Below are 22,196 nucleotides of genomic sequence, written 5' to 3' on the forward strand. Positions count from 1 at the left end.
GTGAATTGTCAGGTATAACGACTTACTGATTAAATTCAGTCAATTTCTTACGATAGCTCTTAGGCGTAAAGGACGTTAATTTCTTAAACGTTTTAATAAACAAGCTCGGGCTACTATAACCGGCCTCAAACGCAATATCCGTCACGGAATAGTTGGTCATTTCCAGTTGTTTTTTGGCAAAATTAATACGGATCTCATTAATAATCTGCATTGGTGTTTTGCCATAATATCGTTGAGTCGCTCGCGTCAAATATTCCTGTGATTTGGCTGACAACGTCACCATATTCTCCAGCGCCGATTCACTAAACTGCTCTTTATCATGCATCTTTTCTACCGTACTTTTCAGCCACTGCGGTACATCATCAATCACCTGTTCTTCGCGGTAATGACGCAAACGGTTAATGACATAAAAAGTAACCATCTCAACAAACTCTTCCAGCCCTGTTTCGCGGAAATTCAATGAAGAAATCACGGTTTCCACATAGGTGAGAAAAGCGTTATTGGTCCGGTATACCTGCGAAGCGACAAAGCAATAAGGCAACAACGGCAGGTAATGCTGCTCAAAAAAGCGTTTACTGATCCCAACGTTCAATATGCGCGTGGCACCAAACTCATAAAAACTTTGATGGTGCGAACCTAACGGAATAAAAACAAAATCGCCCCGTTCCAGTAACACGCGCTTACCGTTAATCTCCTGGAAATAACGCCCGGTTAATACCAGAGTAAATTCATAATAGTCGTGCTGATGCAGTCCGCTGATACTCTCAGTTTTGTTGTAGATAAACACATGGAAGTTTTTGCCATTAAACAACTGCTGTTCTCGGGCAGTGGCAATTTCCGGCGCGTTAATCACTGGCTGCATCATCGACTCCTTATGCCTTCAGTTTTTCATGAAGCTCAATTAATTCAGTAATCAGTTCACGCGCAAGCATGGACGTCATTAAATGATCCTGAGCGTGGACCAGCACCAGACTCACTTTCATCTTACCTTCGCCCGCATCGCCTTCAATCAGTTTCGTCTGTACCAGATGCGCTTCATTCAATGCCATCCGTGACTGATCCATCATGGCTTTTGCTGCGGCAAAATCGCCCTGCTTCGCCTGTTTCAGTGCGGCATACGCCAGGCTGCGCGCTTGTCCGGAGTTGATGATAAGCCCCATCACCACTTCTTCCAGCTCTTCAGCTTCCGTTTGCGTATCGGGAATATTATCGAGATCCATCATACATCGTTCCTCTCTATTCTTACCGGCACGATTACCCGTACCGGCATCGATTAAAATTTCAGGGCGTTAGCGATATCTTCTTCGCTCTCTTCTTTATCAATCGCGTTTTGTGCTTTGTTAGCCACCACAACAAAGGGCAGATAAATTAACGTTGCGATACCAAGGTTGAAGAGTGCAACCAGCAATGCGGCGACGCTACCGTTGGTGTTAAAGAAGGCCCCCAGACCGGTTGGCATGGTCCACGGTGCAATATTGGTCACCGGAGGAATAATGCCCATGTAGTACGCTGCCAGAGTGATTGCCGCCAGAATCGGTTGCACCAGTACAAACGGGATAAACATCACCGGGTTCATGATAATTGGCAAACCAAACAGAATCGGTTCGTTAATCTGGAAGATGCCGGACGGCAGCGCCAGTTTTGCCACCTGACGATAATCAGCACGGCGAGAGGCGATAAAGATAGCCAGGATCAGGCCTAAAGTCGCACCACTGCCCCCAAGGAAAATAAAGGAGTCCAGCATCGGCTTGGCCCAGATATGGAAGGTCTTACCGGCTGCCAGCGCCGCTTCGACGGAACCATATTGCTGATAGGTCGCGATATTTTCCAGCGCCCACGGCGTCATAATGCCGTTGTCCAGTGCGGTCAGCGCCAGCGCACCATGAATACCGAAGAACCAGAGCAGTGGAACAAAGATCACATAGGCCCAGCCCACCACGCTACCCAACGATGCCAGTGGGGTTGAGATGGTATCCATAATGATCTGATGGAAGTTGGTGCCCCAGGTATTCAACGCCCAGGCAATAATCCCCATCACGGAAAGAATAATAAAGCCGGGGATTAATGCCGAGAAGGAACGCGATACTGAAGCAGGTACGCTGTCGGGCAATTTAATGACCCAATTGCGGCGGACAATAAAGGTAAACATTTCTGCCACCACCAGGCCAATAATAATCCCGGAGATGATATTCGCCCCACCTAACCAGTTTGCGCCAACCGCATAGGCCTCACCGACACTATATGGGGTGACGGTCATAAATGCTGCAACGGATAACAACCCAGCCGCCAGCGCATCGACTTTACGCTCTTCTGCCAGCGCCATGCCAATAAAGAACGGTGCCATTAAAGACATTATCCCTAATGTTCCGTTATATACGTTGCCGCCAATACCTTTCAGACCATTAAGTGTTTCAATGGTTGAGGCATCCAGGCGAATACCTAAGGAATAAAAAAACGACCCCTCCCCAAAGCTTAGAAAAACGTTGTTAATTAATACAAACATGGCCCCCGCAAGGGTTAACGGCATTAAGCGAATAAAGCCATTTTTGATTGCATTAACGTGTGGCTGCTTTCCTATTTTAACTGCAAAAGGGAGGAGTACCTTTTCAAGCGATGCAATAACATTACTCATAGAAAAATACCCTTAAAAACCGCAATTTAAATATTGCGGTATTGATTTATGAAATAACTCTTTGACGGGAAAATTTAAAATAAATTAATTTGCTGCGGCTTTTTTAATCGCTGCAACCGCAGCCTTAAGCACGCCTAAACCATCGACTTTGCCATAAAGCAGCGAGTCAATTACTTCAACCGGTTTGTTGGGTAACAAACGCTGGATTTCGGGCAACATATAAGCAATCTGCGGCCCTAATAACACGACATCGGCATTCTGACCTTTTTCACCGGCCAGTGTTTCCGGAAATGCTTCAATAATGACCGGAACTTCATATTTTTCTGCCTGTGCGCGCATTTTTGATACCAGTAAAGAGGTAGACATGCCCGCAGAACAAAACAGATAAATGTGTTTCTTTTCCATAAAACTGCCCTCATCGACGATTATCTGTCAGCCAGACACTCCGCAAGCCTTAACCTGCTTCCATGCTCTGGGTAACTTGCGAAACCAACATGACTTTTTTTGTGGCTGAAAGGAGTATACGGTATAGACCTGAGCAATAGTATTTCTTTGACCTTATAAATTGTCTCTCCTTGACCTGCGGTTATGACCCTCTTCACATTTCGGGCAAATAATTCGCGAAGATAATTAAGAACTCAGGCCAAAAAAAACCGGCACAATGGCCGGTTTCCGTTGTAACTCAAGCTTTCAGGCGAAGTGATTACTTCGCAGCCTGTGGATCAGTGTCGTATTCAGCACAGGTCTGATAACCGGAGTTGATGACATGTCCGGTATCATCTAACGCGACAAAGTAGGTTTCTGCTTTACCATCACGTTGACCCAGGATGTAGGTCTGGCAAGTACCACGAGCATGAATCATGCTCACTTCAGACGAAGGTTTACCCGCAATTTGTGCAACCTGCGCCCGGCTCATGCCTTTTTTGACGTCTTTCACCACAGGCTGTACAAACTGGTCTTTGGTACGATCATAAGCCGTACAACCCGCCAGCATGGTTAATACCGCCGCTGCACTCAGAATTCCTGCCATATTCTTGTTCATATTCCGTCCTCTTGTTTATCAGCGTGTTAGATAAGCCTGGAATACATTGGGCGCTTTTTCAAGCCCGTGAACGAAACGGCTCCGCTTTCAGAGGATTCCTGTATGACGTTTTAACCACCATTCAGCCCGCTGTCGCTTGTCGTTTCAGTAGCAACGGGTTAGCTTTAAGGAAGTTTTGTCTTTTCTGTCTGGAGGGGTTCAATGACATTGCAACAACAAATAATAAAGGCGCTGGGCGCAAAACCGCAGATTAATGCTGAAGAGGAAATTCGTCGTAGTGTCGATTTTCTGAAAAGCTACCTGCAAACTTATCCGTTCATTAAATCACTGGTGCTCGGGATCAGCGGCGGTCAGGACTCCACGCTTGCCGGTAAGCTGTGCCAGATGGCGATTAATGAGCTGCGCCAGGAAACCGGCAACGAATCGCTGCAATTTATTGCCGTACGCCTGCCCTATGGTGTTCAGGCCGACGAACAAGATTGTCAGGATGCCATTGCCTTTATTCAACCGGATCGCGTATTAACCGTTAATATCAAGGGCGCGGTATTGGCCAGCGAACAGGCGCTGCGCGAAGCGGGTATTGAATTAAGTGATTTTGTCCGTGGCAATGAAAAAGCGCGTGAGCGGATGAAAGCACAATATAGCATTGCGGGTATGACCAGCGGTGTCGTGGTGGGCACCGATCATGCAGCAGAAGCCATTACCGGATTCTTCACTAAATATGGTGACGGCGGTACGGACATTAATCCGCTGTATCGCCTCAACAAACGTCAGGGTAAACAGTTACTGGCGGCATTAGGTTGTCCGGAACATCTTTATAAGAAAGCCCCAACGGCCGATCTGGAAGATGATCGCCCTTCTCTGCCAGATGAAGTGGCACTCGGCGTGACCTATGACAATATCGACGACTATCTGGAAGGGAAAAACGTACCTGAACAGGTCGCCAGAACAATAGAGAACTGGTATCTGAAAACTGAACATAAACGCCGTCCGCCAATTACCGTTTTCGATGATTTCTGGAAAAAGTAATAATTTGCACATATTGGCTTGTGCGAAAAAGAGCCCTTTGTTCACGCCGGATGCGGCGTGAACGCCTTATTCGACCTACAAAACTATGCAAATTCAATACATTGCAGGAGTCGAATAGGCCTGACAGGCGTAGCACGTCTCATGGTGTAACCTTTGTCATCGACCCGCCTCTTTTTTAATCGCTCCCCACCTGTTACACTGGATAGATAACCAGCACTCGGAGTCAACAGTGGTACGGCGTTTAACTTCTCCGCGGCTCGAATTTGAAGCTGCGGCAATTTATGAATATCCCGAACATTTACGATCATTCCTTAATGACTTACCCACCCGACCAGGGGTGTATCTGTTTCATGGCGAAAGTGACACCATGCCGCTCTATATCGGCAAAAGCGTTAATATCCGCAGTCGGGTGCTTTCTCATTTACGCACCCCGGATGAAGCCGCCATGCTACGGCAATCCCGGCGAATTAGCTGGATCTGCACCGCAGGCGAAATCGGCGCTCTACTCCTTGAAGCGCGATTAATCAAAGAGCAGCAGCCGCTATTTAATAAACGGTTGCGCCGCAATCGCCAGCTCTGCGCCCTGCAGCTGAATGAAAAGCGTGTTGATGTGGTGTATGCCAAAGAGGTGGATTTTTCACGAGCCCCCAACCTGTTTGGCCTGTTTGCCAATCGCCGTGCGGCTTTACAAGCATTGCAGACCATCGCTGATGAACAAAAACTTTGTTATGGCCTGTTGGGACTGGAACCGTTAAGCCGCGGGCGTGCATGTTTTCGTTCTGCATTAAAACGTTGCGCCGGGGCGTGTTGCGGTAAAGAGAGCCCTGAGGAACATGCGCTACGCTTGCGCCAGGCTCTGGCGCGTTTGCGGGTGGTGTGTTGGCCTTGGCAAGGTGCGGTAGCACTGAAAGAACAGCACCCGGAAATGACTCAATATCATATTATTCAAAACTGGCTGTGGCTGGGGGCGGTTAATTCGCTGGAAGAAGCGACAACGTTAATTCGGACACCCGCGGGGTTTGATCACGACGGTTATAAAATTCTCTGTAAACCTTTGCTTTCTGGTAACTATGAAATTACCGAACTTGATCCGGTGAATGACCCGCAAGCCAGTTGATTTCACTGAATAACAGTTTACCTTGCGGTTGTAAAAGCCGCAGGGTGTGTTTGCCATCATACCAGCACGCTCCCTGGTCAGTAGTGAGCAGTTTATCGCCCAATTGCCACGCCCCGTTAATGACAAACACTACCCCGCCGCGTGAGCCAAAGGTAGTAAACGTACGTTCGGCAATTCTGACTTTCGCCTTACAGACATCCAGGCGTGTCATGATGTTGAAATCCAGCGACATCTGCCCTGCCGTCAGTTTCGCTTTTACCACCAGGTCCGCCGCAAAGGCAAAAGGCTGTAACGGTTTTAGGGTATGGTTAAAGCGGTCTGCGCTTTCAAGGAACATCTCGCCGCCTTCCAGCAACGTCACTATCCTTTCCATACCAGGAAACAAAGAAAACTCCCCATTCGCCGCGATGGATGCAATGCTGGCGCGCCAGTAAAAATCACGTTTTGCCGGTGGGAAAGTGCAAATTTCGCGCGTTTCACCGGCAGCGTTTCGCCACAAATTCACCGACATTTTACGCATATCAAAGTATTCCATACTCGCTCCCGGCCCGGTCTTTTCATTGTTATCGTTCAGGTAACCGTGGATGGTTATCGGCAACTCGGGTGATTTACGTTAGTGGCGATCAGGCTTTTTTTGCATCTGTTTGAGAAGAGAAAAGAAAACCGCCGATCCTGTCCACCGCATTACTGCAAGGTAGTGGACAAGACCGGCGGTCTTAAGTTTTTTGGCTGAAAGATTATTCAGCAGTTGCAGGCATTTTACCTTTTGCCGCTGGACGTTCTGTCAGACGCTTCTCAAAATTAGCATTAAATTGCTTTTTCTGTTCCGGCGTCAGGATGTTGTAAATTTTGTTCTGGGTTTCCATGTGCGCCAGCATATTAGCTTTGCGCTGTTCTTCCATTTTTGCGATCTGCGCTTCAGCTTTTGCTTTATCGAAGGTATCGCTGGCAATGATGTCATGCATTGCGCGACGTTCTTCCAGCGGCGGACGTTTCATCTGGTCACGCTGGCCTTTCATGATTTCGCGAATCTGCTGTTTCTGCGCGTCGGTCAGGTTCAGGTCTTTGAACATCATGTCCTGATGCGGACCGAACTTGCCTTTGTGGTGCATCATCGGCTTCGCGTCAGCCGGTGCTGCGGTAGTGGTGTCTGCGGCATGGGCCAGGTTAGCCGCGCCAAGAGCCAGGGTAGAGGCAACAAACAGTGCAGTTAATTTACGCATATTCTATATCCTTCCTTTCAGTTATTTATTACGGCTTTCTTAAGTAGCGTGCCGTGTTGACGAGATTAACTTTACTGATTTTAGCGTCAATTAATCAGAGCAACGGTAAAACAATGAAAGTGTAAAAAACACTTTTGCGCCAATTATGGAGAAAAAAAGAAAATTTGATGGAGAGTGATGAGAGAATATTACAACATGATGATTTTGCAGAGATTATGAAGAACTATACCGGATGACTGGTGATAAATAAAGCAAATAACCAGGATTAATCTGTATTAATTTATAAGAAAGTAACTTAATACCCGCAGAATGATTTCTGCGGGTAAGTATTAGCTTATTTTTTCGAGCATTAATCCCGCGCGTAATCCCAACGCTACCAACGGATTAGGGAATAACACATACTCTACATCATGGGTTACGGTAAAACGTTCTTCACCGTCCTGCGCCAGCAACGTTCCTTTCTTAAACGGCATAAAATTCAGCGTGTCACTTGCCATATGCATTTCGAAGGACGGCGAGTGGCGAGTAATTTGCGAAACCACCCGATAACGTAGTGGCGGCGTTCTCACGATACCGACACTCTCACCAGATAGCAGCGCAGCAATTGCGCTGGCAGTGACTGCAAACTGGCGAAGATCGTTTTGTCCGAAGGGCAACGCTTTGCCGAGTTCCAGCGTACAGGCCAGCGCGCCAAAATGTCTGGCGCTGAAATGGGTAAACGTACCACCAGGCGCCTGATGGAACACCAGTGCCTCCAGCCCCGCCGCCCCCAGCCACGTCAGAAATTTCTCGTCCCAGGGAATATCACGTTGTGGTAAGACACCGAATTGCGGATGCAAGGAGCCACGAATGGCGGTATGCAGATCAAGGTGCCAGCGAATAGATTCCTTGCCCTGGTCATAAAAATCTTCCAGGCACTGTTCCAGTTCGCGCGCGCGACAGGTTTCTCCGCTTTCAGCAAATAGCTGCCAACGTCCGCCAAACATTCGGTTCATATCGCTATGGCAATAACGTTTCCCTTGCTTCAGCGCAGGAGGATTCCCGAGGATCACCAGCAGCCGCCAACGTAACGGGATCTCGCCGTGAGATATCGCTCCAAGCAACGCGTCCAGCATCTCCACAGGTGCCGTCTCATTACCGTGTATTCCCGCTGAAATCACCAGCGCACCTTGCGGTGGCGTTAATGGCGTCAGTTCCAGCACGCCATCGCCCAGCCAGCGCCAGCGAACGCCGTTGATTTCTCGCTCGGTGATAACCGGTTTTTTACCCGTTAAGGTCAGAGCAAGAAAATTATCCATTGCCCCCTCCCTCGCGCTGGAACGGATAAACCGAACCGAGATTCAGTAATTGGCTCAATACATCCAGTGCTTCCCGCCCTTCGCGCAGCAGCAGCGGATCGGCAAGATCCGCCGCAGTAAGACGATCGCGGTAGTAACGCTCCACCCAGTCATTGAGCGCATTAAACAGCGTATCGTTCATCATCACCGCCGGATTCACCGCCCGGCGTTCTTCTTCTGTCAACACCACGCGCAACCGCAGGCACGCCGGGCCGCCGCCGTTTGCCATACTTTCACGTAAATCAAAAACTTTTAGTTCGCTAATCGGGTTGTCAGCGGCAAGGAGTTCATTGAGATAACGCCATACTCCCGCATGTTCCCGACACTCCTGCGGCAGCACCAAAACCATGGAACCATCATTACGGCTCAACAACTGGCTGTTAAACAGATATGTAGACACCGCATCTGACACGGAAACCTGAGTCGCCGGAACTTCTAGCGCCATAAAACCGTTCACCCGCGCACGCAGGTTTGCCAGTAACTGCACCTGTCGAGCGAACGCCTGTTGATGACAAAACAGCACCTGGCGGTTACTCACGGCAATCACGTCATTATGAAAAACGCCCTGGTCGATAACGTCCGGGTTTTGCTGGGCGAAAATCACCTGTTGGGGATTCACCTGATTCAGCCTTGCCACCGCCTCGCTGGCTTCGCGAGTCTGTCGCGCCGGATAACGGGAAGGCCGGGTATCATTGCCCTCTTCTCGCCCGTAGACAAAAAGTTGCATACCCGGTTCACCGTAATGACCGCCGAGACGATTGTGATTTGCCGCCCCCTCATCACCGAGCAACGCTACCTGCGGCAACGCCGAATGGACACTAAATTTCTCTTCGTCGTTAAAAATCGCTTTTAACAGCGATTCGGTGACGGGGGCTTCCAGCGAACGGTGAAATTTATTGTTCAGGTTGGCAACGGTGAGATGCACTTTGCCATCCAGCGTATCGGCAGATGGCGCGATCGTTGCCGCATTGGCTACCCACATTGGCGAAGCGGAGCTGACGCTGGAAAGCCAGTGCGGTGCCTGGCGTGCAACTTTTTCCAGTACCTGCTCATCGTTACCACTGAATCCCAGTTGACGCAGCACCGGAATAAACGGACGCTCGTGCGGCGGGATCACCGCCTGGGGGAATCCCGCATCGGCAAGGGTTTTCATTTTCAGTAAGCCCTGTTTCGCCGCCAGTCGCGGGTTAGACACCTGAAAACGGTGACGGGTAGAGGCTTTATTACCAAACGACAAGCCCGCGTAATGATGCGTCAGCCCTACCAGCCCGTCGAAATTGACTTCCCAGGCGTTCATCGCACCACCTCCTCGGAAAAATCCAGACCTGGGTTAAGCGTGGCGGGCAACGTTAACGAGTCTGACTCCAGGCTTGCCATCGGCCAGGCGCAGTAATCGGCGGCATACCAGGCGCTGGGGCGATGGTTGCCGGAAGCGCCAACGCCGCCGAAGGGTGCGGTACTGGCGGCTCCGGTAAGCGGTTTGTTCCAGTTAACAATCCCTGCCCGCGCTTCCAGTAACAGTTGCTCGAACTTTTCCCGTTTCGGTGAAACCAGCCCACAAGAGAGGCCAAAGCGGGTGTTATTCGCCATTCGAATTGCTTCATCGAAAGTGTCATAACGCCAGACGCGCAATAGCGGCCCGAACACTTCTTCATCCGGCACGCCAGCAACACCCGTCATTTCAACGATCCCCGGCGTAAGCAATGATGTTCCTGCACGCAGTAAACGTGGCGCAAGCAGGGTTCGTCCGCCCATCGCTTCCAGTTCTTGCCAGGCAGTAACCACCTGCTGTGCGGCCTGCTCTGATATCAGCCCGCCAATAAACGGTTGCGGTTCATCGTCCCAGTTGCCCGGCGTTAATCGCTGGCTGACGGCAACCAGGCGAGCAAGAAATGCATCGCCCTGCGCTCCACTTTTCAACAATAAACGGCGGGCGCAGGTGCAGCGTTGCCCGGCTGTGACAAACGCCGACTGAATGGTCAGATGGACAGCCGCGTCGATATCCGCCACGTCATCGATTATTAGCGGGTTATTGCCGCCCATTTCGAGGGCGAGAATTTTCTCCGGCTGACCGGAAAGCTGACGATGCAACTGGTAGCCAGTATTGGCGCTACCGGTAAACAGCAAGCCGTCGAGATCCTCCAGCGCACTCAGCGCCTGACCCGTTTCACGCCCGCCCTGCACCAGGTTCAGCACGCCCGGCGGCAAGCCAGCCTGCTGCCATAAACGCATTACCGCTTCGCCACTCCACGGTGTCAGTTCGCTGGGTTTAAAGATAATGGTGTTACCTGCCAGCAATGCCGGAACGATATGTCCGTTCGGCAGATGCCCGGGGAAATTATACGGCCCAAACACCGCCAGCACACCGTGTGGACGATGGCGCAGGCTCGCCGCGCCGTCCGGCATTTCGCTACGCTGCTCGCCGGTACGAACGTGATACGCCTTAATTGATATCGCGATTTTATTGATCATCGCCGTCACTTCGGTTGCCGCTTCCCAGCGCGGCTTACCGGTTTCTCTGGCAATAATCGCGGTTAATTCGGCTTTATTGCTTTCCAGCAATCCGGCAAAGCGTTCAACTCTTACCTGACGATCGCCAAAGGAGAGTCGTGCCCAGCGCGGAAACGCCGCTCGGGCAGCCCGACAAGCCTGCTCGACCTGAGCGGCATCGGCATCATTGCCTTGCCATAACACCTCGCCCGATACCGGATTACGCTTCACACGCAATGCACCCTGGCCGGTCACCCAGTCACCGTTGATCCATAAAGTCATGCTGTTTTCTCCTCTGCGCACAGGCGCACCAGACGAACGCGATCCCCTGCGTGGCATTTGAGGGCATCCAGTTGTGCGGCGGTTAAAATCAAACGCTCGGTCGCTGGATCGGTACGCACCAGCACCACGCGGAAATGGTGATAATTTTCATTGGCGACCAGGCAGGCCGGGAATTCGCCCTGCGCAGGCTGCCCTTCTGCCACTTCCACCAGCCGACTTTTGCGAATGGCTCGCACGCGGTCGATGTCACACTCAAGCGTCGGCCCGCCGTCAAAAATGTCGATATAGTTACGGTAGCGAAAACCTTCTTTCTCCAGCACCGCGCGGGCAGGCGCGGTCTGCGGATGTACCTGACCGATGACGTCCTGCGCTTCCTGGGATAAAAAGTGGGTATAGATCGGATGTTTCGGCATCAGTTCTGCAATAAACGCCTTTTGCCCGGTGCCGCAGAGAAAATCGGCGCGGCTAAAATCCATCGAAAAGAAGCGTTTACCGAGGCTTTGCCAGAACGGTGAATAGCCGTGTTCGTCTATCACCCCGCGCATTTCGGCGACCACTTTGTCATTAAACTTGTCGCGAAAAGCCGCCATAAACATAAAGCGCGATTTCGACAGCAAATAGCCGTTGCCCTCTTTGCGCCACTCCGGGTCGAGAAATAGCGTGCACAACTCGCTGCTGCCGGTGTGATCATTACTGAGAAACAGCGTCGGTAACGCGTTATAGACATTTAGCTCTTTTGAGGCGTGAACCAGCGTACCGACGCGATAGTTGTACCAGGGATCGTTCAGACCAACCGCTACCTCTATAGCGCAAATTCCCGCCACAGTGCCTGTCTCACTATCTTCCAGTACAAACACATAACCCTGCTCACTTTTGGGCAGTTCGCCTTGCCAGGTTTTGATTGCCCTTTCAATACGCGCCGAAAGCGTGGCTTCATTGGCGGGAAGCGACGTCAGGCCGCCGCCCGTTTTGCTGGCAAGCTGCATTAACGCTGAGACATCAGTGCGTTCAACGGGACGGATGACCATCATGATGAACCTCGGCTAACAAAGTGTTCGCAAGCAGCTGCAAAGCGATCCAGCCCGGTCGTCACCTCTTCTTCGCTGACGTTGAGCGCAGGCGCAAAACGCACCACATTGCCACCAGCAATCAGCACCATCACGCCCGCTTTCGCCGCCTCCTGAGAAATTTGTTTCGCTTGCCCGGCGTAATCGGCATTCAGTACACAGCCAATCAACAAACCTAATCCACGAATTTCACTGAATAAACCGCAGCGGTGATTAATGGTATTTAGACGCTCAACAAACCAGTCGTGACGCTGTTTAACGCCAATAAGCATCTCTGGCGTGTTGATGAGATCCAGCACTTTGCCTGCCACCGCCGAGGCCAGCGGATTACCGCCATAGGTGGTGCCGTGGGTGCCAACAGTCATCACGCTGGCGCACCCTTCGGTTGCCAACAGAGCGCCAACGGGGAAACCGCCGCCCAGCGCTTTGGCGGTAGTTAACAGATCAGGCGTCACGCCGTAGTGCATATAGGCATACAGTTCCCCGGTGCGCCCGACGCCGGTTTGTACTTCATCAAAAATCAACAGCGCATTGTGGCGGTCACACAATTCACGCAGACCTTGTAAAAATGCGTTGCTGGCTGGCACCACACCGCCTTCCCCCTGGATGGGTTCGACAATCACCGCACAGGTAGAGTCGTCAATCAGCGCGCTGGCAGAGTTAATATCGTTATATGCAGCATGACGAATATCCGGTGGCAGTGGCGCAAAATCCTGTGAATAGGCTGGCTGTCCGCCCGCGCTGACGGTAAACAGCGTGCGACCATGAAACGCATTTTTAAACGCCACGATACCGCTCTTATGGCTGCCGTAGCGGTCGTGAGCGAATTTACGCGCCAGTTTTAGCGCCGCTTCGTTGGCTTCCGCACCGGAGTTACAAAAGAAGACGCGATCGGCAAACGTGGCGTCGATCAATTTTTTCGCCAGTCGCAGTACCGGCTCGTTGGTGTAACCATTACCGGTATGCCAGAACTTACTCGCCTGTTCGTTCAGCGCCTCGCGCAGTTCCGGGTGCGCATGGCCCAGTGCGTTCACCGCAATGCCACCCGCGAAGTCGATATACTCTTTCCCCTGCTGATCCCACAAGCGCGAACCTTCGCCACGTACCGGAATAAATGGTGCCGGAGCGTAAACAGGTATCATCCATTCATCAAAGTTTTCACGCGTAATTGGCTGAGACATAGCGACCTCTACAGTAAATAATTAGTTATTTATATGTTAATAATAAGTAATGTTTGCGCTGTAAATGTAGATTGCAGGGTTCGTGCCAGCCAGTGATAAAAGTGCATAAAAGGGGGCGATTAACTGATAATCAAGGAGTTATAACTGTACGCCATGCATTTAAAGTGCATAAAAAGTGAATATGTTTGCGATGATGATGAATAAAAAGAATAAAAAACGCAATGTTATGCAAAAGTAAAATATAATTCTGGAATTGTGATCATTGACGAAATTTACTGGAAATTACTGCGCCATTCTGACGCAGCGCGCACCAAAAGCGGGCAATTTTTGCGCCATCGTTGACATCATTAACAACCATCGATCAAATCACTTAACAACAGGCGGTAAGCAAAGCGAAATTCTGCTACCATCCACGCACTCTTTATCTGAATAAATGGCAGCGACTATGAAATTTGTCTCTTTTAATATCAACGGCCTGCGCGCCAGACCTCACCAGCTTGAAGCCATCGTCGAAAAGCACCAACCAGATGTGATTGGCCTGCAGGAGACAAAAGTTCATGACGATATGTTTCCGCTCGAAGAGGTGGCAAAGCTCGGCTACAACGTGTTTTATCACGGGCAGAAAGGCCATTACGGCGTGGCATTGTTGACCAAAGAGACGCCGATTGCTGTGCGTCGCGGCTTCCCTGACGACGGCGAAGAGGCACAACGGCGAATTATTATGGCGGAAATCCCCTCGCCGCTGGGCAATGTCACCGTGATCAACGGTTACTTCCCGCAGGGTGAAAGCCGCGACCATCCGATAAAATTCCCGGCGAAGGCGCAGTTTTATCAGAATCTGCAAAATTATTTGGAAACCGAACTCAAGCGTGAAAATCCGGTGCTGATTATGGGCGATATGAATATCAGTCCTACCGACCTGGATATTGGCATTGGCGAAGAGAACCGTAAGCGCTGGCTGCGTACCGGAAAATGTTCTTTCCTTCCGGAGGAACGCGAATGGATGGAGAGACTGATGAGCTGGGGGTTGGTCGATACCTTCCGCCATGCGAATCCGCAAACGGCAGATCGTTTCTCATGGTTTGATTACCGCTCAAAAGGTTTTGACGATAACCGTGGTCTGCGCATCGACCTGCTTCTCGCCAGCCAACCGCTGGCAGAATGTTGCGTAGAAACCGGCATCGACTATGAAATTCGCAGCATGGAAAAACCGTCCGATCACGCGCCTGTGTGGGCGACCTTCCGCCGCTAATTTAGCTGCTCTCCTGGCTCAAACGGAGTCAGGAGAATTAACCTTGAGAAAAATCAACAAACTGTCAGTAATGATTTGTTGCTTGTCGTCCTTTGTTATACCGTCACAGCGTTTTTAGTTGTCTGACCACTTCTCTATTATCAAGTTTGATATAGGAAACTCCACAATGAACGCTGAGCGTAAATTTCTTTTTGCCTGTTTTATTTTTGCGCTGGTCATTTACGCTATCCACGCTTGCGGTTTATTCGATCTGCTCACCGATTTACCCCACTTACAAACTCTCATTCGCCAGAGCGGATTGTTCGGTTATTGCCTTTATATTGTGTTATTCATCATTGCCACCCTCTTTCTGTTACCAGGAAGCATACTGGTGATCGCTGGAGGCATAGTTTTTGGCCCGATCTTAGGGACACTACTCTCATTAATTGCCGCCACGCTGGCCTCCTCGAGTTCATTCCTGTTGGCACGCTTTTTGGGGCGCGATTTATTGCTGAAATACGTTGGTCACAGCCATACCTTCCAGGCCATTGAAAAAGGCATTGCACATAACGGTATCGATTTTTTAATTCTTACCCGCTTAATCCCGCTGTTTCCTTACAATATTCAAAATTACGCCTACGGATTAACCACTATCGCCTTCTGGCCTTATACCTTTATTTCGGCACTCACTACCCTGCCCGGTATCGTTATTTATACCGTGATGGCCAGCGATCTCGCCAGTGAAGGCATTACGCTGCGCTTTATTTTACAACTCTGTCTGGCGGGCCTGGCACTGTTTATTCTCGTCCAGCTTGCCAAACTCTACGCCCGACACAAACACGTGGATCTGTCTGCTTCGCGCCGCAGCCCACTTACTCACCCCAAAAATGAAGGATAGAACGATGTTGCAACATTATTCAGCGTCATGGAAAAAAGGACTGGCTGCACTGTGTTTACTGGCCGTTGCAGGGCTTAGTGGCTGCGATCAAAAAGAGAATGCGGCAGCAAAAGTGGAATACGACGGGCTTTCAGACAGCCAACCACTGCGTGTCGATACCAATAACCATACGGTCACCATGCTGGTACAAATTAATGGCCGTTTCCTGACAGACGACACTCGACACGGCATAGTGTTTAAAGATGGCTCCAACGGACATAAATCGCTGTTTATGGGTTATGCGACCCCGAAAGCATTTTATGAAGCACTGAAACAAGCCGGTGGTATCCCGGGCGAAAACATGACGATGGATAATAAAGAAACGACTCATGTAGCGGGCAGCAAACTGGATATTTCGGTCAACTGGCAAGGGGCAGCAAAAGCGTATTCATTCGATGAGGTGATTGTCGACAGTAACGGTAATAAACTGGACATGCGTTTTGGCGGTAATTTAGCCGCCGCAGAAGAGAAGAAAACGGGCTGCCTGGTATGTCTGGATAGCTGCCCGGTCGGCATCGTCAGCAATGCAACATACACTTATGGTGCGGTGGAAAAACGTGGTGAAGTGCAATTCAAAGGCAATGCCTCGGTTCTCCCGGCAGATAACACGCTGGCTACGGTTACCTTTAAAATCACCGAATAAAGCCACGATAAAGGATGATGAAGATGCAATCGCGTAAAATCTGGTACTACCGTATAACCCTCATCATCCTGTTGTTCGCTATGCTGCTGGCATGGGCACTGCTTCCCGGCGTCCATCAGTTTATCAATCGCAGCGTTGCGGCGTTTGCCGCCGTGGACCAACAGGGTATAGAACGCTTTATTCAGTCTTACGGCGCACTGGCAGCAGTTGTCTCGTTCATGTTGATGATTTTACAGGCCATTGCTGCACCGCTGCCTGCATTTTTGATCACCTTTGCCAATGCCTCGCTGTTCGGTGCGTTCTGGGGTGGCTTGCTGTCGTGGAGCAGTTCTATGGCGGGCGCGGCGCTATGCTTTTTTATTGCCAGAGTGATGGGCCGCGAAGTGGTGGAAAAATTAACCGGTAAAACCGTGCTTGACAGTATGGACGGCTTTTTCACTCGCTACGGCAAACACACTATCCTGGTATGCCGGTTATTGCCTTTTGTCCCTTTCGATCCAATCAGCTATGCTGCCGGTTTGACGTCAATACGTTTTCGCTCGTTTTTTATCGCCACCGGGCTTGGTCAGTTACCGGCGACTATTGTTTATTCTTGGGCGGGCAGCATGTTAACAGGCGGTACTTTCTGGTTTATCACCGGACTGTTTATTCTATTTGCCCTGACCGTGGTGATTTTTATGGCGAAGAAAATATGGCTTGAACGCCAGAAGAGGAATGCCTGATGGGTTTACCACCGCTTAGCAAAATTCCTTTAAGTTTACGTCCGCAGGCGTGGCTGCATCGTCGCCATTACGGCGAGGTGCTAAGTCCAATTCGCTGGTGGGGACGGATCCCGTTTATCTTTTATCTGGTGTCGATGTTTGTCGGTTGGCTGGAGCGTAAACGCTCACCGCTCGATCCGGTAGTGCGATCGCTTGTCAGCGCGCGCATTGCGCAAATGTGCCTGTGTGAGTTTTGCGTGGATATCACCAGTATGAAAGTCGCCGAGCGTACCGGCAGCACCGATAAGTTGCTGGCAGTGGCTGACTGGCGGCAAAGCCTGCTCTTTAGCGATGAAGAACGGCTGGCGCTGGAGTACGCCGAAGCCGCCAGCGTAACGCCACCAACAGTCGATGCAGCCCTGCGTACCCGACTGGCTACGCATTTTGACGCTCAGGCGCTCACCGAACTGACGGCATTGATCGGCCTGCAAAATCTGTCAGCCCGTTTTAATTCTGCCATGGACATTCCCGCTCAGGGGCTGTGCCGTATTCCTGAAAAACGTTCTTAAGGAGAGATGATGCGCCATTGTGGGTGGTTGCTGGGATTGTTATCGCTGTTTTCTCTGGCAACACATGCCAGTGACTGGCAGGAAGTTAAAAATGAGGCCAAAGGGCAAACCGTCTGGTTTAACGCCTGGGGCGGCGATACCGCAATTAACCGCTATCTCGACTGGGTTAGCGGCGAGATGAAAACCCATTATGATATAAACCTGAAGATTGTCCGCCTGGCGGATGCCGCAGACGCGGTGAAGCGCATTCAGACCGAAGCTGCTGCCGGGCGCAAAACAGGCGGTTCGGTGGATCTGCTCTGGGTGAACGGCGAAAACTTCCGCACCTTAAAAGAGGCTAATTTATTACAAACAGGCTGGGCGGAGACTCTGCCCAACTGGCGCTATATCGACACACAGCTGCCGGTGCGGGAAGATTTTTCAGTGCCTACAGAAGGGGCTGAATCGCCCTGGGGCGGCGCACAACTGACGTTTATCGCCCGCCGCGATGTTACGCCACTGCCACCACAAACACCGCAAGCCTTACTGGAATTCGCTAAAGCCAATCCTGGCACGGTTACCTATCCGCGCCCGCCAGACTTTACTGGCACCGCATTTCTTGAACAGTTACTGATTATGCTGACGCCAGATCCCGCAGCATTAAAGAAAGCGCCGAACGATGCGACTTTCGCCCGTATCACTGCGCCCTTGTGGCAATATCTTGATGCGCTGCATCCGTATCTATGGCGCGAAGGAAAGGATTTCCCACCTTCGCCCGCGCGGATGGATGCTCTGCTGAAAACTGGCACATTGCGCCTGTCGCTGACCTTTAATCCTGCACATGCCCAGCAAAAAATCGCCAGTGGCGATTTGCCAGCAAGCAGTTACAGTTTTGGCTTTCGCGAGGGGATGATTGGCAACGTGCATTTCGTCACCGTTCCTGCCAACGCGAATGCCAGTGCTGCGGCGAAGGTGGTTGCCAATTTCCTGCTCTCACCTGATGCACAGCTACGTAAGGCAGATCCTGCTGTCTGGGGTGATCCATCGGTTCTCGATCCACAAAAACTGCCTGCCGGGCAGCGTGAAACTTTACAATCAAGAATGCCGCAGGATCTGCCGCCGGTACTGGCGGAACCGCATGCTGGCTGGGTAAATGCGCTGGAACAAGAATGGCTACGCCGTTACGGTACGCATTAATCTTGTTGCTGTGGGCGATGGTGGTGGTGATTTATTCACCGCTGATCCCGGCAGCTCTCACGCTGATATCGCCTGCTTTGTCGTTGGCACACTGGCAGGCGTTATTTGCCGATCCGCAGCTACCGCAGGCCTTACTGGCAACACTGGTGTCAACAACCATCGCGGCGCTCGGCGCATTGACGATTGCCCTGCTGGTAATTATGGCGCTGTGGCCTGGGCCGAAATGGCAGCGTATGTGCGCCCGTCTGCCGTGGCTGCTCGCCATTCCCCATGTGGCTTTTGCCACCAGCGCCCTGTTGCTGTTTGCTGAAGGTGGCCTGGTTTATCAGGTTTTTCCTTTTCTCACTCCGCCGATGGATAAATTGGGTATTGGGCTGGGCCTTACCCTGGCGGTGAAAGAAAGCGCATTTCTGCTGTGGATCTTAGCGGCAGTATTGAGCGAGAAACGGCTGTTGCAGCAGGTTATTGTACTGGATTCGCTGGGCTACAGCCGCTGGCAATGTCTGAACTGGTTGTTGTTGCCCTCCGTCGCGCCTGCACTGGCAATGGCGATGCTGGCTATTGTGGCATGGTCGTTGTCGGTCGTGGATGTGGCAATTATTCTCGGGCCGGGTAATCCACCGACGCTGGCGGTAATTAGCTGGCAGTGGCTAACCCAGGGTGGCATTGACCAACAGACAAAAGGCGCGCTTGTTAGCCTGCTGCTGATGCTGTTACTCGCCGCCTACGTTTTGCTGGGTTATCTGTTATGGCGCGCCTGGCGACGCACGATCCCCCAGGAAGATGGCGTTCGTAAGCACGCCACGCCTTTATTACCCGGTAATACACTGGCGATTTTTTTACCCTTAACCGGTGTGCTCTGTGTGGCTCTGCTGGCGATCCTCGCGGATCAGTCGACGATCAATAGTGAAGCGCTCATCAACAGCCTGACGATGGGACTTACCGCGACGTTTCTCGCTTTAATCCTGTTACTGGCCTGGCTGGAATGGGGATCACTACGGAGGCAATTCTGGCTATGGTTGCCCATATTGTTACCCGCTCTGCCGCTGGTGGCGGGCCAGTACATGCTGGCGCTATGGCTGAACATAGATGGGAGCTGGACAGCGGTGGTCTGGGGGCATCTGCTGTGGGTAATGCCGTGGATGCTGTTTATCCTGCAACCCGCCTGGCAGCGCATTGATTCACGGTTAATTTTGATTGCGCAAACACTGGGCTGGTCGCGGGCCAAAATCTTCTTTTACGTGAAATGCCCACTCATGTTGCGCCCTGCGCTGATTACCTTCGCGGTGGGATTTTCAGTCAGTATTGCGCAGTATATGCCGACGCTGTGGCTGGGCGCGGGGCGTTTTCCGACACTCACCACTGAAGCGGTGGCATTAAGCAGCGGCGGCAGCAACGGCATTCTCGCCGCCCAGGCTTTATGGCAACTACTGTTGCCGCTTATTATTTTTGCCCTGACCGCCCTGCTTGCAAAATGGGTAGGTTATGTCAGACAAGGACTCCGCTAATGCTCTGCGTGAAAGATGTTTCGCTACGTTTGCCTGAAAGGCCTTTGCTGACAAACGTTAACTTTACGGTCAATAAAGGTGACATTGTCACGTTAATGGGTCCCTCAGGCTGTGGTAAATCTTCTCTGTTTTCATGGATGATTGGTGCGCTGGCAGGACAGTTTTCTTGTACAGGTGAGCTATGGCTCAATGAGCAACGGATTGACATGCTACCCACCGCACAGCGTCAGATTGGCATTCTTTTCCAGGATGCGCTGTTATTTGACCAGTTCAGCGTCGGGCAAAATTTATTGCTGGCGCTACCGGCGACACTGAAAGGGGCTGCAAGGCACAATGCAGTAAATGATGCGCTTGAACGGACAGGGCTTGGCGGAACTTTTCATCAGGATCCGGCGACATTATCGGGCGGCCAGCGAGCGCGGGTAGCCTTGCTACGTGCCCTTCTCGCCCAGCCTAAAGCGTTAATACTGGATGAGCCGTTCAGCCGTCTTGATGTGGCTCTGCGCGATAATTTTCGCCAGTGGGTGTTCAGCGAAGTTCGCGAACTGGCGATCCCCGTCGTTCAGGTAACGCACGATCTCCAGGATGTTCCTGCTGATAGTTCTGTTCTGGATATGGCGCAGTGGTCAGAAAATTACAACAAACTGCGATAACGCAAAGTTTTTCCCAATGCGTCAGTTCAGAATGGCGCACTCAAAACTACAATGTCGGGATTTTCGATGAAACGTGTTTCTCAAATGACCGCGCTGGCAATGGCTTTAGGGCTGGCTTGCGCTTCTTCGTGGGCCGCTGAACTGGCGAAGCCTCTTACACTTGACCAGCTTCAACAACAAAATGGCAAAGCGATAGATACTCGCCCCAGCGCGTTTTATAACGGCTGGCCACAAACCTTAAATGGCCCTTCTGGTCATGAACCTGCCGCCTTAAACCTCTCTGCTAGCTGGCTCGACAAAATGAGCACCGAACAGCTCAACGCGTGGATCAAGCAACATAACCTGAAAACCGACGCTCCGGTGGCGCTGTACGGTAATGACAAAGATGTCGACGCCGTCAAAACGCGACTGCAAAAAGCAGGTTTTACGCATATCTCCATCCTGAGTGACGCGCTAAGCGAACCTTCCCGTCTGCAAAAACTGCCGCACTTTGAGCAGCTGGTTTATCCGCAATGGCTGCATGACCTGCAACAGGGTAAAGAGGTTACGGCGAAACCTGCCGGTGACTGGAAAGTCATTGAAGCGGCCTGGGGCGCTCCTAAGCTTTACCTTATCAGCCATATTCCCGGCGCGGATTACATCGATACCAATGAAGTGGAAAGCGAACCGCTGTGGAATAAAGTCTCTGATGAACAACTGAAAGCGATGCTGGCAAAGCATGGCATTCGTCATGACACCACGGTGATTCTATATGGTCGTGATGTATACGCAGCAGCGCGTGTAGCACAGATTATGCTCTATGCAGGGGTGAAAGATGTGCGCCTGCTGGACGGCGGCTGGCAAACCTGGTCCGACGCGGGACTGCCTGTTGAGCGCGGAACGCCACCGAAAGTGAAAGCTGAACCGGATTTCGGCGTGAAGATCCCGGCGCAACCGCAGTTGATGCTTGATATGGAACAGGCCCGTGGGCTGCTGCATCGCCAGGATGCATCGCTGGTGAGCATTCGTTCGTGGCCAGAATTTATCGGTACGACCAGTGGTTACAGCTATATTAAGCCAAAAGGTGAAATAGCCGGAGCCCGTTGGGGACACGCTGGTAGCGACTCGACGCATATGGAGGATTTCCATAACCCGGATGGCACCATGCGTAGCGCCGATGATATTGCCGCTATGTGGAAAGCATGGAATATCAAACCAGATCAGCAAGTTTCATTCTACTGCGGCACCGGCTGGCGCGCGTCCGAAACCTTTATGTACGCACGAGCAATGGGCTGGAATAACGTCTCCGTTTACGACGGCGGCTGGTACGAATGGAGCAGCGATCCGAAAAATCCCGTAGCAACCGGTGAGCGCGGCCCGGACAGCAGCAAATAACATT

The 22,196-nt window shown here is 51.3% G+C and carries 23 protein-coding genes; 11 read left to right on the plus strand and 12 right to left on the minus strand.

Going from position 1 to position 22,196, the window contains the following annotated elements:
- Positions 1–22 precede the first annotated feature (22 nt).
- From chbR to osmE, 5 genes are all read right to left on the minus strand, one after another.
- Positions 23–865 (minus strand): transcriptional regulator ChbR, encoded by an 843-nt coding sequence (gene chbR, locus QUE34_RS10910; protein WP_000983653.1) that lies wholly within the window; start codon positions 863–865, stop codon positions 23–25.
- 7 nt (positions 866–872) lie between these two features.
- A complete protein-coding gene (gene chbA, locus QUE34_RS10915) occupies positions 873–1,223 on the minus strand; it encodes a PTS N,N'-diacetylchitobiose transporter subunit IIA (RefSeq protein ID WP_000968919.1) in 351 nt (116 codons plus the stop codon).
- A 50-nt stretch (positions 1,224–1,273) separates the two neighbouring features.
- Positions 1,274–2,632 (minus strand): PTS N,N'-diacetylchitobiose transporter subunit IIC, encoded by a 1,359-nt coding sequence (gene chbC, locus QUE34_RS10920; protein ID WP_000073041.1) that lies wholly within the window; start codon positions 2,630–2,632, stop codon positions 1,274–1,276.
- An 84-nt stretch (positions 2,633–2,716) separates the two neighbouring features.
- Positions 2,717–3,037 (minus strand): PTS N,N'-diacetylchitobiose transporter subunit IIB, encoded by a 321-nt coding sequence (gene chbB, locus QUE34_RS10925; RefSeq protein WP_000412169.1) that lies wholly within the window; start codon positions 3,035–3,037, stop codon positions 2,717–2,719.
- Between the two features lie 298 nt (positions 3,038–3,335).
- Positions 3,336–3,674, minus strand: coding sequence for an osmotically-inducible lipoprotein OsmE (gene osmE, locus QUE34_RS10930; protein ID WP_001039044.1), 339 nt, complete (start codon positions 3,672–3,674; stop codon positions 3,336–3,338).
- A 201-nt stretch (positions 3,675–3,875) separates the two neighbouring features.
- Between osmE and nadE the strand changes: the two genes are divergently transcribed.
- Complete coding sequence (gene nadE / locus QUE34_RS10935) at positions 3,876–4,703, plus strand: NAD(+) synthase (RefSeq protein WP_000175037.1); 828 nt, start codon at positions 3,876–3,878, stop codon at positions 4,701–4,703.
- Positions 4,704–4,932: 229 nt separating this feature from the next.
- The gene (gene cho / locus QUE34_RS10940) at positions 4,933–5,820 is read left to right on the plus strand and encodes an excinuclease Cho (RefSeq protein ID WP_032303166.1); all 888 of its coding nucleotides are present in this window, start codon (positions 4,933–4,935) and stop codon (positions 5,818–5,820) included.
- Here the strand turns inward: cho and ves are convergent.
- The 7 genes from ves to astC all read right to left on the minus strand — a co-directional run bounded on the left by ves (position 5,780) and on the right by astC (position 13,400).
- Positions 5,780–6,355: an environmental stress-induced protein Ves gene (ves, locus tag QUE34_RS10945; protein ID WP_032303167.1), complete on the minus strand. Its 576-nt coding sequence runs from the start codon at positions 6,353–6,355 to the stop codon at positions 5,780–5,782. The genes cho and ves overlap by 41 nt on opposite strands.
- A gap of 202 nt (positions 6,356–6,557) precedes the next feature.
- Positions 6,558–7,043, minus strand: coding sequence for an ATP-independent periplasmic protein-refolding chaperone Spy (spy, locus tag QUE34_RS10950; RefSeq protein WP_001228981.1), 486 nt, complete (start codon positions 7,041–7,043; stop codon positions 6,558–6,560).
- A 329-nt stretch (positions 7,044–7,372) separates the two neighbouring features.
- Positions 7,373–8,341 (minus strand): succinylglutamate desuccinylase, encoded by a 969-nt coding sequence (gene astE, locus QUE34_RS10955; protein ID WP_000368494.1) that lies wholly within the window; start codon positions 8,339–8,341, stop codon positions 7,373–7,375.
- Positions 8,334–9,677 (minus strand): N-succinylarginine dihydrolase, encoded by a 1,344-nt coding sequence (gene astB / locus QUE34_RS10960; protein ID WP_105282981.1) that lies wholly within the window; start codon positions 9,675–9,677, stop codon positions 8,334–8,336. Before astB ends, astE begins: the two co-directional genes overlap by 8 nt.
- On the minus strand, positions 9,674–11,152 hold the full coding sequence (gene astD / locus QUE34_RS10965; protein ID WP_032303169.1) for a succinylglutamate-semialdehyde dehydrogenase: 1,479 nt from the start codon (positions 11,150–11,152) through the stop codon (positions 9,674–9,676). The genes astB and astD overlap by 4 nt, the downstream gene beginning before the upstream one ends.
- Complete coding sequence (gene astA, locus QUE34_RS10970) at positions 11,149–12,183, minus strand: arginine N-succinyltransferase (RefSeq protein WP_000989455.1); 1,035 nt, start codon at positions 12,181–12,183, stop codon at positions 11,149–11,151. Before astA ends, astD begins: the two co-directional genes overlap by 4 nt.
- Positions 12,180–13,400: a succinylornithine/acetylornithine transaminase gene (astC, locus tag QUE34_RS10975; RefSeq protein WP_032303170.1), complete on the minus strand. Its 1,221-nt coding sequence runs from the start codon at positions 13,398–13,400 to the stop codon at positions 12,180–12,182. Before astC ends, astA begins: the two co-directional genes overlap by 4 nt.
- Positions 13,401–13,845: 445 nt before the next feature.
- Here astC and xthA point away from each other — a divergent pair, with 445 nt between their 5' ends.
- The 9 genes from xthA to ynjE all read left to right on the plus strand — a co-directional run bounded on the left by xthA (position 13,846) and on the right by ynjE (position 22,192).
- Positions 13,846–14,652: an exodeoxyribonuclease III gene (gene xthA, locus QUE34_RS10980; RefSeq protein WP_032184371.1), complete on the plus strand. Its 807-nt coding sequence runs from the start codon at positions 13,846–13,848 to the stop codon at positions 14,650–14,652.
- Positions 14,653–14,818: 166 nt separating this feature from the next.
- A complete protein-coding gene (locus tag QUE34_RS10985; RefSeq protein WP_001353166.1) occupies positions 14,819–15,529 on the plus strand; it encodes a TVP38/TMEM64 family protein in 711 nt (236 codons plus the stop codon).
- A 4-nt stretch (positions 15,530–15,533) separates the two neighbouring features.
- On the plus strand, positions 15,534–16,211 hold the full coding sequence (ydjY, locus tag QUE34_RS10990; protein ID WP_103253664.1) for a lipoprotein YdjY: 678 nt from the start codon (positions 15,534–15,536) through the stop codon (positions 16,209–16,211).
- 14 nt (positions 16,212–16,225) lie between these two features.
- A complete protein-coding gene (locus QUE34_RS10995) occupies positions 16,226–16,933 on the plus strand; it encodes a TVP38/TMEM64 family protein (protein WP_032303172.1) in 708 nt (235 codons plus the stop codon).
- Entirely contained in the window at positions 16,933–17,481 is a 549-nt protein-coding gene (locus QUE34_RS11000) for a carboxymuconolactone decarboxylase family protein (protein WP_000524103.1), read from the plus strand. The genes QUE34_RS10995 and QUE34_RS11000 overlap by 1 nt, the downstream gene beginning before the upstream one ends.
- Positions 17,482–17,490: 9 nt before the next feature.
- A complete protein-coding gene (locus tag QUE34_RS11005) occupies positions 17,491–18,657 on the plus strand; it encodes an ABC transporter substrate-binding protein (RefSeq protein WP_103253639.1) in 1,167 nt (388 codons plus the stop codon).
- Positions 18,630–20,165, plus strand: coding sequence for an ABC transporter permease family protein (locus QUE34_RS11010; protein WP_286338963.1), 1,536 nt, complete (start codon positions 18,630–18,632; stop codon positions 20,163–20,165). Before QUE34_RS11005 ends, QUE34_RS11010 begins: the two co-directional genes overlap by 28 nt.
- Complete coding sequence (locus tag QUE34_RS11015) at positions 20,165–20,818, plus strand: ATP-binding cassette domain-containing protein (protein WP_032303176.1); 654 nt, start codon at positions 20,165–20,167, stop codon at positions 20,816–20,818. Before QUE34_RS11010 ends, QUE34_RS11015 begins: the two co-directional genes overlap by 1 nt.
- Before the next feature lie 66 nt (positions 20,819–20,884).
- The gene (gene ynjE / locus QUE34_RS11020) at positions 20,885–22,192 is read left to right on the plus strand and encodes a thiosulfate sulfurtransferase YnjE (protein ID WP_032184379.1); all 1,308 of its coding nucleotides are present in this window, start codon (positions 20,885–20,887) and stop codon (positions 22,190–22,192) included.
- The last annotated feature ends 4 nt before the right edge of the window (positions 22,193–22,196 follow it).

Origin of the sequence: Escherichia sp. KS167_9B (genome assembly GCF_030295215.1) — a bacterium.
Lineage (GTDB): Bacteria > Pseudomonadota > Gammaproteobacteria > Enterobacterales > Enterobacteriaceae > Escherichia > Escherichia coli_F.

Excerpts from the sequence above, each read along its gene's own strand:
- QUE34_RS10995 (WP_032303172.1), top strand. The coding sequence starts at position 16,226 with ATGATGAAGATGCAATCGCGTAAAATCTGGTACTACCGTATAACCCTC.
- QUE34_RS11010 (WP_286338963.1), top strand. The coding sequence starts at position 18,630 with ATGGCTACGCCGTTACGGTACGCATTAATCTTGTTGCTGTGGGCGATG.
- astD (WP_032303169.1), bottom strand. The coding sequence starts at position 11,152 with ATGACTTTATGGATCAACGGTGACTGGGTGACCGGCCAGGGTGCATTG.
- ves (WP_032303167.1), bottom strand. The coding sequence starts at position 6,355 with ATGGAATACTTTGATATGCGTAAAATGTCGGTGAATTTGTGGCGAAAC.
- astA (WP_000989455.1), bottom strand. The coding sequence starts at position 12,183 with ATGATGGTCATCCGTCCCGTTGAACGCACTGATGTCTCAGCGTTAATG.
- astC (WP_032303170.1), bottom strand. The coding sequence starts at position 13,400 with ATGTCTCAGCCAATTACGCGTGAAAACTTTGATGAATGGATGATACCT.
- nadE (WP_000175037.1), top strand. The coding sequence starts at position 3,876 with ATGACATTGCAACAACAAATAATAAAGGCGCTGGGCGCAAAACCGCAG.
- chbA (WP_000968919.1), bottom strand. The coding sequence starts at position 1,223 with ATGATGGATCTCGATAATATTCCCGATACGCAAACGGAAGCTGAAGAG.
- QUE34_RS11005 (WP_103253639.1), top strand. The coding sequence starts at position 17,491 with ATGCGCCATTGTGGGTGGTTGCTGGGATTGTTATCGCTGTTTTCTCTG.
- QUE34_RS11000 (WP_000524103.1), top strand. The coding sequence starts at position 16,933 with ATGGGTTTACCACCGCTTAGCAAAATTCCTTTAAGTTTACGTCCGCAG.
- chbR (WP_000983653.1), bottom strand. The coding sequence starts at position 865 with ATGATGCAGCCAGTGATTAACGCGCCGGAAATTGCCACTGCCCGAGAA.
- astB (WP_105282981.1), bottom strand. The coding sequence starts at position 9,677 with ATGAACGCCTGGGAAGTCAATTTCGACGGGCTGGTAGGGCTGACGCAT.
- xthA (WP_032184371.1), top strand. The coding sequence starts at position 13,846 with ATGAAATTTGTCTCTTTTAATATCAACGGCCTGCGCGCCAGACCTCAC.
- astE (WP_000368494.1), bottom strand. The coding sequence starts at position 8,341 with ATGGATAATTTTCTTGCTCTGACCTTAACGGGTAAAAAACCGGTTATC.
- spy (WP_001228981.1), bottom strand. The coding sequence starts at position 7,043 with ATGCGTAAATTAACTGCACTGTTTGTTGCCTCTACCCTGGCTCTTGGC.
- QUE34_RS10985 (WP_001353166.1), top strand. The coding sequence starts at position 14,819 with ATGAACGCTGAGCGTAAATTTCTTTTTGCCTGTTTTATTTTTGCGCTG.
- chbB (WP_000412169.1), bottom strand. The coding sequence starts at position 3,037 with ATGGAAAAGAAACACATTTATCTGTTTTGTTCTGCGGGCATGTCTACC.
- chbC (WP_000073041.1), bottom strand. The coding sequence starts at position 2,632 with ATGAGTAATGTTATTGCATCGCTTGAAAAGGTACTCCTCCCTTTTGCA.
- QUE34_RS11015 (WP_032303176.1), top strand. The coding sequence starts at position 20,165 with ATGCTCTGCGTGAAAGATGTTTCGCTACGTTTGCCTGAAAGGCCTTTG.
- ydjY (WP_103253664.1), top strand. The coding sequence starts at position 15,534 with ATGTTGCAACATTATTCAGCGTCATGGAAAAAAGGACTGGCTGCACTG.
- ynjE (WP_032184379.1), top strand. The coding sequence starts at position 20,885 with ATGAAACGTGTTTCTCAAATGACCGCGCTGGCAATGGCTTTAGGGCTG.
- osmE (WP_001039044.1), bottom strand. The coding sequence starts at position 3,674 with ATGAACAAGAATATGGCAGGAATTCTGAGTGCAGCGGCGGTATTAACC.